The sequence below is a fragment of the Daejeonella sp. genome, from assembly GCF_030684675.1.
GTDB lineage: Bacteria > Bacteroidota > Bacteroidia > Sphingobacteriales > Sphingobacteriaceae > Daejeonella.
Window position 1 is genome coordinate 41,171 of the sequence record NZ_JAUXXZ010000040.1, and the last position, 7,641, is coordinate 48,811.

Below are 7,641 nucleotides of genomic sequence, written 5' to 3' on the forward strand. Positions count from 1 at the left end.
CCGGGTTACATTACGTAACTTTAAGTATTAAAATATACAAAATTTAGCTGTAAATTTGTAGATCATAAATTTATGAAATTTTTAAGGCTATCGGTAATTATTTGTGTGGTTTTGATGTCAAAAATGACATATGCCCAGTATAAAAATGACCCGACCATAAAGGGGCCGAAAGATACAATCAGAGTTTCAATTACAAATGTGGACAATGAATTGATTCCCTGGATCGTTATACCTGAAGTTACTGTTATTGATACCCGTCTCTTCAGATCACCTGAAGAAAAGGCTAAGTTTAACCGATTGAGGTATAATGTGTTAAAGGTTTTACCTTATGCAATGTATGCCCGGCGTAAGTATCAGGAGTTGCAAATGAATCTGGCTAACATAAAGAGCAGAAAGGAAAAGAGGGTGATGATTAAGGCATTTGAAGGAGAAATTAAAGATATGTTTAACCGCGAGGTAAAAAATCTGACTATAACACAGGGTGGAATATTGATCAAATTGATTGACAGGGAAACCGGTACCAGTAGTTATGACCTGCTAAAGGATATGAAAGGTGGAATCACCGCCTTCTTCTATCAATCAATAGCAAGAATTTTTGGCAATAACCTTAAAAATACCTATGATCCTCAGGAAGACAGGGATATTGAAGCCATCATTCAGTCTTCAGGATATTACTCATATAGTTATTTATGAATCAAAAGTCGGTTTACCAGTTCACTGTTCAAAAACTGAATGGTGAGCATATGAGTTTAGGTATTTATGAGGGTAAGGTATTGCTTCTAGTAAATATAGCTTCCGAATGTGGTTTTACACCTCAGCTTAAGGAACTCGAAAGCCTTCGTAAAGATTATCAGGGTGAGGATTTTGAAATTCTGGCTTTCCCTTCCAATGATTTTGGTGGACAAGAACCTCTTGAGGGCTTTGCTTTGGGTGATTTTTGTGAAAAGAATTATGGTGTGAGTTTCCCGGTTTTTGAAAAGATCCGGGTTAGAGGTGATTATGCTCATCCGCTATATAAATTTCTTTCAGACAAGAAGCTTAACGGAAATGTTGGTGCTTCACCCAGGTGGAATTTTCATAAATATCTAATTAATACCAGGGGCGAAACTGTAGATTTTTTTTACCCTTTCACAAAGCCCAATTCTTCAAGAATTAAAAAGAGAATCAACAAATTATTGATTACAGAGAAATTATGAAATTAGATCTGCTGGTTTTTGCGGCACATCCTGATGATGCAGAACTCGGGTGTTCCGGAACCATACTGAAATATATAGCAGCCGGCAAAAAGGTTGGTGTTGTCGATTTAACCCGTGGCGAATTAGGTACCCGTGGAACCGCTGAAACCCGTGATGCAGAAACAGCAGAATCAACGCAGATTCTTGGCTTACATGTCCGGGAGAATTTGGGAATGAGAGATGGGTTTTTTCAAAATGATGAGGAACATCAGCTAAAGATCATTCAGATGATCAGGAAATATACTCCCGAGATAGTATTCAGTAATGCACTGCATGACCGGCATCCTGACCACGGAAAGGGGGGAGATTTGGTTAATGATGCATTTTTTCTTGCCGGACTTCCAAAAATCAGAACAGAAATAGATGGGAAAGATCAGAATGCATTCAGACCCCGTTTATTGCTTCAGTATATACAAGACAGGTATATTAAGCCTGATATCCTTATTGATGTGACTGCTTTCTGGGACAAAAAAATGGAATGTATACGGGCCTTCAAGACACAGTTTTTTGATCCGGATAGTGATGAAACGGAAACCTATATATCTTCACCTTCTTTTCTGAAAGTGATCGAGGCCCGATCCCGCGAATTAGGTAAGGCTATCGATGCCGAGTATGCCGAGGGATTTACAAGCAGGAAGCTTTTGGGCATTGACAATATATTTGATCTGAGGTGAAAGCAGATTTATAATTGAAAAAACGGCCGTGGAAAACTTTCCACGGCCGTTTTTATATTTTATAAAGAAGGAACAATACTCTCCAGTATCTCTAATCCTTCATCAATATGTTTCTCTTCAATAATCAGAGCAGGTCTGAATCTTATCGACTTTTCACCACAACCAAGAAACATTACATTCTTTTTCATTCCTGCTGTGATGAACCTGTCACGCATACCCTTATTCTGAAAATCAAATGCAGTAAGTAAACCCCGGCCTCTGACATTAGATATTTTATCATGCTTTTCGGAGATCTTACGCAGACGTTCCTGTAAGTAGTTGCCGGTGATGCTGGCATTACTCAGTAAATTATCTTCTTCAATGATTTCAAGAATGCGCGTAGACCTGACCATGTCCACCAGATTACCGCCCCAGGTTGAATTAATCCGGGAGGGTACTCTGAATACATTGGTCTCAATTTCATCAACTTTATTTCCAACCAGAATTCCGCAGACCTGCATTTTCTTGCCAAATGCTATGATATCAGGACGAGCCTTTACCCCAAAATGCTCATGTGTCCAGAATTTACCCGAGAGACCTACACCTGTTTGAACTTCATCATAGATTAAAAAGCAATCGTTTTCATCCGAAATTAGTCTTAATTGCTCAAGAAACTCCTGACGAACATGATTGTCACCACCTTCTGATTGAATAGGTTCGATGATAATGGCACAGATATCATCCTTGTTGTCAATAAAAGCCTGCCGAATCTGAGCCAGAGAAAGGGCTTCTCTTTTCTTCAGATCTCCATAGCCCTCATCTGTAAACGGAAAATGAATAGATGGAACACTCACCCTTGGCCAATCAAAATGGGCAAACCATTTAGTTTTATCCGGAATTGTATTGGTTAAACTCATCGTATAACCGGTTCGGCCATGAAATGCCTTTTCAAAATGAAGCACCTTATGTCCACGTTCCCTGGTATAGCCCTTCTGGAAATTTTTCTGAACTTTCCAGTCCATAGCTACCTTAAGAGCATTCTCTATCGCAAGTCCGCCACCCGCGATAAAAAAAGCATGGGGCAGGTAATCCGGAATGCCAACCCGGGAGAAAGTTTTAACAAACTGAGCGTATTGGGTGGTATAGATATCTGAGTTGGAAGGATTGGTTAATGCAGCCAGCATCAGATTTTTTTTAAACTCTTCATCATTTACCATTTTGGGATGATTGTAGCCCAAAGGAACTGATGCGAAACAGGTAAAAAAATCTAATAGTGTACGCTCATATTTTGTGTCATAGATATAAACACCATTGCTTTTTTCCATGTCGAAAGTAAGGTCGTAACCATCGGCGAGGATATGTTTGCTGAGTGTTTCCTGAACTTTTTCTGGTGAAACTGATAGTTTATACATATTGGTTAGGATATACTCAAAATTACTGAAATGCGCTCAAATGAGCAAATTTAGGGGTTTTGCAAAGTTTTTTTCGAAAAATAGGTTTAAAACGTTTAAAGCTATTTTTTCAACTGATGTTTTTTTCAGTAACTGTTTTGACCCTGAAAAATCGATACAAATAGTAGAGGATTCTGCCTGAAATTGGACAATCAGAATTTAAATCTGTCTGCCATTCCCAGTACCCCGGTAATTCCTCCGGTATGTACCGCAAGTATCCGCGATTCCCTTACAAAATAATCTTTTGAGATCAGATCATAGATCGAATAAAGCAATTTTCCGGTATAGACAGGATCAATCAGAATGCCGGTAGAACTAGTAAAATCTTTAATAAAGTTCAACAGTTCATCACTCGTTTTCGCATATCCTCCAAAGTGATATTCTGAGTGAAATTCAAAGGAAGCTCCATTACTGAGGTTCTCAATCTCTTGTTTCAGGAAATCTGATCCTTTCAGGACAGGAATGACATGCATTTTTGTTGCCATTGACTTTCTGTTTATACCTGAAAGAATGCCGGCAGCGGTAGTGCCGGTTCCGGCAGCGCAAAAGAGATGGTCATAGGGTTCAGTAAGTTCATCAATCAGTTCTGAACAGCCTGTTGCGGCAAAAGGTCCTGATCCGCCTTCATCAATAAAAAAGGCTTCCGGATCATTATTGAAGTGCTTTTTAAACAGGGCGGGCTTATCGCGGTAACTTTCACGATCTTCAAAGATCAAATGCATTCCGAAAAGTCTGCATAACAAAAGAGTCTCATTTTCGACATTTTCGCCACGGACTATTCCTGTACAGCTAAAGCCAAATTTTGCGGCAGCGCAGGCGGCAGCAAGCAGATGGTTCGAATGGGCTCCGCCAAAGGTTACCAGATGCTTTTTCTGCAGTTTTTTGGCCTCCAGAAGGATGTATTTAAGCTTGCGCCATTTATTTCCAGAGATGAAGGGATGAATCATGTCATCCCTTTTTATGAATAGCTGAACTCCCTTTGAGCTGAAGAGCGGGTTAAATATTTCTTCAATCGGACTGTATATTGGAAGATCGATCATCAGGGATTTTTGAATCTATTTTCCCAGGCCAAATCCAAGACCCCCATTGAATGAATTATATTCAGCCATACTGTATGAACCGTAAATCCTGAAAAAGGCAAGATTTAACTGAAAACCAATATTCGTCCGGAATCCACTGATATCAGTTTGCTTAATATTTATAGGGTCAGTAAACACAGTATAGGTTCTCTGTCCCAGTGGGGTTACTCCATTAATTATTGGGTAATTGCCTTTCATCCCCGCATCGGTCTTTGCAGAATTATGACCCACACTTATAAATGGGGTAAAGAGCAGGATTCTTTTTGAAAAAATTAATTCAGTATTGATGCCTGAGAATTTGGCTTCTACCCTTTGGTTTGAGAAATTACTGGGTTGAGTTGCTGAAGATGGTATAGCATTCGCAGGTGCCGGTACGTTTAGTGGCACCTCATAAGTGAATTGTGTGTAACCTGCAGCCAGAGCAATATCTAATGGAAGAATTTTATCAGCCATGCCTGAAATTAAGGGAATCAGCTCAACTTTTAGGCCTCCTCCAAACATTCCGATAGATCCAAAATCGCTGCCAAGCTTAACTGTAGGCATCGCTCTGACACTTAATTCAATGCCTCTGGATAAGCCGATAGTACCTTGCAGTTGTGGTGCTGGAATCAGTCCCACACCTGTACCTCCCGGTAATGTAAATGATTCTAATGCCTGATTATTATTATCATAAACGGTTAATTGGGTAGTATTATTCGTGGAACCGGATAGTGTCGGACTTATTGTTTGTGCCGGATTAGTTGGTCTTACATTATTAGATAAACCAATTTTGGTCACGTCAAAACTCTCATCAGGTTGCGGGACTACAGCACCTGTTATCCCAAAGCGAAGATCAAACCTCAAAAGGTTTTTAGAGTGTGCTGTATTATTCCATCCGGAGTTTAATCCTACACCTAAGCCTTTAAAAAGAGGCTTTAAGTAGGCTTGAGCTAATTTGGTAGCATCCGCAGGACTCGATTTTATGAGACCAGATACATCACTCTGAGAGTATGCAAGGATGGGGAGGGCCAGGAATAAGCCAATAAAAATAAAGCGGAAGTAATTTTTCATAAGCAGGATATTTGTCTTTTCGATATAAAGTTAAGGTCTTTTGTTTAAAGCTGGTCTTAAATAGATGTTAATTCAGGATTTAACGAAAAATTAAATACCTGGGAATATGGATGAAGGTTTATGCCGCGTTTTCCCTCCAAAGATTTAATTTTGCAGCATGATAGAGGATAATCAGGAATTAGAGGAGCAGGACCTGTATGAACACCTGCGAATCGTTGTGGATAAAGGTCAGTCATTATTGAGACTGGATAAATTCCTGATTATTCGTACCGAGAATACCTCCCGCAACCGGATTCAGAATGCCATTGATGCCGGGAATGTTTTAGTGAATGAGAAAGTTGTAAAGGCTAGCTATAAGGTGAAGCCGCTCGATGTCATTTCAATGGTTTTGCCGCATCCGCCCCGCGATACCGAAGTTTACCCTGAAAATATCCCGATAGACATCATTTATGAAGATGATGACGTCATTATGGTCAATAAGGCTGCCGGAATGGTTGTTCATCCCGGTTTCAATAATTATACAGGTACTCTGGTTAACGCGCTCGTGTATCATGCTCAGCAATTACCACAAATGCCTGGAAATGAAGGAAGGCCAGGTTTGGTGCATCGGATCGATAAAGATACCTCAGGCCTTTTGCTGGTAAGCAAAAACGAATGGGCGATCACTTTTCTTGCCAAACAGTTCTTTGATCATAGCATCACCCGCAAATACCTTGCTCTTGTATGGGGAGACCTGGCCGAAGCCGGGACAATTAAGGGTTATATCGGTCGGAGTGTCAAAGACCGGAAAGTGATGGCGGTGTATGATGATGAAGAAAAGGGAAAATGGTCGGTTACCCATTATAAAGTTCTGGAGCGATTCAATTATGTTACACTCATAGAATGCGAACTGGAAACTGGTCGGACCCATCAGATCAGAGCGCATATGAAACATATCGGTCATCCATTATTTAATGACAGCGCCTATGGCGGCGACCGGATTTTAAAGGGTACTATTTTTAATAAATACCGGCAGTTTGTTGAAAATTGCTTTGAGTTAATGCCCAGACAGGCTCTGCATGCTAAGTCTTTAGGTTTTATTCATCCTACTACCCGAAAATTTGTTCACTTTGAAACAGAACTACCTGCTGATTTTAGTGCAGTGCTTGAGAAGTGGCGTAACTACATTAAGGAATAAATATGAGTGTCGAGTATATTAATTTTAACGGAAGTATTCTTCCTGCTGATCAACTGATATTTAAAGCAAACAATCGTGGTTTTCGCTATGGGGATGGGCTTTTTGAATCTATGCGCTATATAAAAGGGAAATTGAAGTTCCCCGAAATGCATATTGACCGTATTCAAAAGGGTATGAAACTGCTCAGGTTTGATAATTGTTCTTTAATTGACACCTGGTTTATCCGTGAGAAGGTTGAGGAACTGGTAAGAAGAAACAGGACGGGTGCTGATGCAAGGATCAGATTAACAGTTTTTCGTGATTCAGAGGGTTTATACAGCCCTGTTTCGAATAAATTTGGCTATGTTCTTGAAATTCAGAAATTGGATGAAAGTCAGTATGTTCTGAATAAGAAGGGGCTCATCATTGATGTATATGATGAAATTCCAAAACCCCTTAACGCACTTTCTAACCTGAAGACCTGTAATGCGATGATTTATGTGCTGGCTGGTATTTACAAAAACCAGAATGCACTTGATGAGGTACTTATCCTGAATCACCATGGTTTTCTTTGTGAATCCATGAGTAGTAATGTGTTTGTTGTTTACGACAGAAAATTATACACACCTGCCCTGAATGAAGGTTGTATAGCAGGAGTAATGCGGCAGGTGGTAATGCGGCTTGCAAAGGAGAATGATATTGAGCTGGTTGAGGCACAGATCAATCCAGATATTTTGAATGAAGCTGATGAGGTATTTTTAACCAATGCAGGAAAGGGCATTCAGTGGGTAATGGGATATAATAGCAAGCGGTATTTTAATGAAGTATCAAGGTTCCTAAGTGAGAAGTTGAATTTGGTTTGACGGGAATAGGGACCCGATAGCTATCCTATCGTGTGGACACATTTCTGTGTCGTTATGCTTAGGCATCCAGTATCCCCCGCCGGCGGGGGAATTAAAGGGGGTGGAACCTCCCCGTAGCCCCTCCAAAGGGGCACAGCATAGCGCCTAAATCCCT

Annotated in this window: 8 protein-coding genes; 5 read left to right on the forward strand and 3 right to left on the reverse strand. The window is 40.2% G+C overall.

The window, feature by feature from the left end:
* The first annotated feature begins 72 nt into the window (after positions 1-72).
* From Q8M41_RS08240 to bshB1, 3 genes are read left to right on the forward strand one after another with little or no spacing between them, the layout of a single operon-like run.
* The gene (locus tag Q8M41_RS08240; RefSeq protein WP_305364775.1) at positions 73-693 is read left to right on the forward strand and encodes a DUF4294 domain-containing protein; all 621 of its coding nucleotides are present in this window, start codon (positions 73-75) and stop codon (positions 691-693) included.
* Positions 690-1,196: a glutathione peroxidase gene (locus Q8M41_RS08245; RefSeq protein ID WP_305364776.1), complete on the forward strand. Its 507-nt coding sequence runs from the start codon at positions 690-692 to the stop codon at positions 1,194-1,196. The genes Q8M41_RS08240 and Q8M41_RS08245 overlap by 4 nt, the downstream gene beginning before the upstream one ends.
* Positions 1,193-1,909 carry a bacillithiol biosynthesis deacetylase BshB1 gene (gene bshB1 / locus Q8M41_RS08250; RefSeq protein WP_305364777.1) on the forward strand — a complete coding sequence of 239 codons (717 nt, stop codon included), beginning with the start codon at positions 1,193-1,195 and terminating at the stop codon, positions 1,907-1,909. Before Q8M41_RS08245 ends, bshB1 begins: the two co-directional genes overlap by 4 nt.
* Positions 1,910-1,968: 59 nt before the next feature.
* On the opposite strand, the gene lat is transcribed toward bshB1, so the two are convergent.
* From lat to Q8M41_RS08265, 3 genes are all read right to left on the reverse strand, one after another.
* Positions 1,969-3,300, reverse strand: a complete 1,332-nt coding sequence (gene lat / locus Q8M41_RS08255; protein WP_305364778.1) for an L-lysine 6-transaminase — start codon at positions 3,298-3,300, stop codon at positions 1,969-1,971.
* A gap of 191 nt (positions 3,301-3,491) precedes the next feature.
* Positions 3,492-4,379 (reverse strand): 1-aminocyclopropane-1-carboxylate deaminase/D-cysteine desulfhydrase, encoded by an 888-nt coding sequence (locus tag Q8M41_RS08260; protein ID WP_305364779.1) that lies wholly within the window; start codon positions 4,377-4,379, stop codon positions 3,492-3,494.
* Positions 4,380-4,394: 15 nt separating this feature from the next.
* Positions 4,395-5,468: a DUF6588 family protein gene (locus Q8M41_RS08265; RefSeq protein ID WP_305364780.1), complete on the reverse strand. Its 1,074-nt coding sequence runs from the start codon at positions 5,466-5,468 to the stop codon at positions 4,395-4,397.
* A gap of 157 nt (positions 5,469-5,625) precedes the next feature.
* Here Q8M41_RS08265 and Q8M41_RS08270 point away from each other — a divergent pair, with 157 nt between their 5' ends.
* Positions 5,626-6,645 carry an RluA family pseudouridine synthase gene (locus Q8M41_RS08270; RefSeq protein WP_305364781.1) on the forward strand — a complete coding sequence of 340 codons (1,020 nt, stop codon included), beginning with the start codon at positions 5,626-5,628 and terminating at the stop codon, positions 6,643-6,645.
* A gap of 2 nt (positions 6,646-6,647) precedes the next feature.
* Entirely contained in the window at positions 6,648-7,487 is an 840-nt protein-coding gene (locus tag Q8M41_RS08275) for an aminotransferase class IV (protein ID WP_305364782.1), read from the forward strand.
* Positions 7,488-7,641 lie beyond the last annotated feature (154 nt).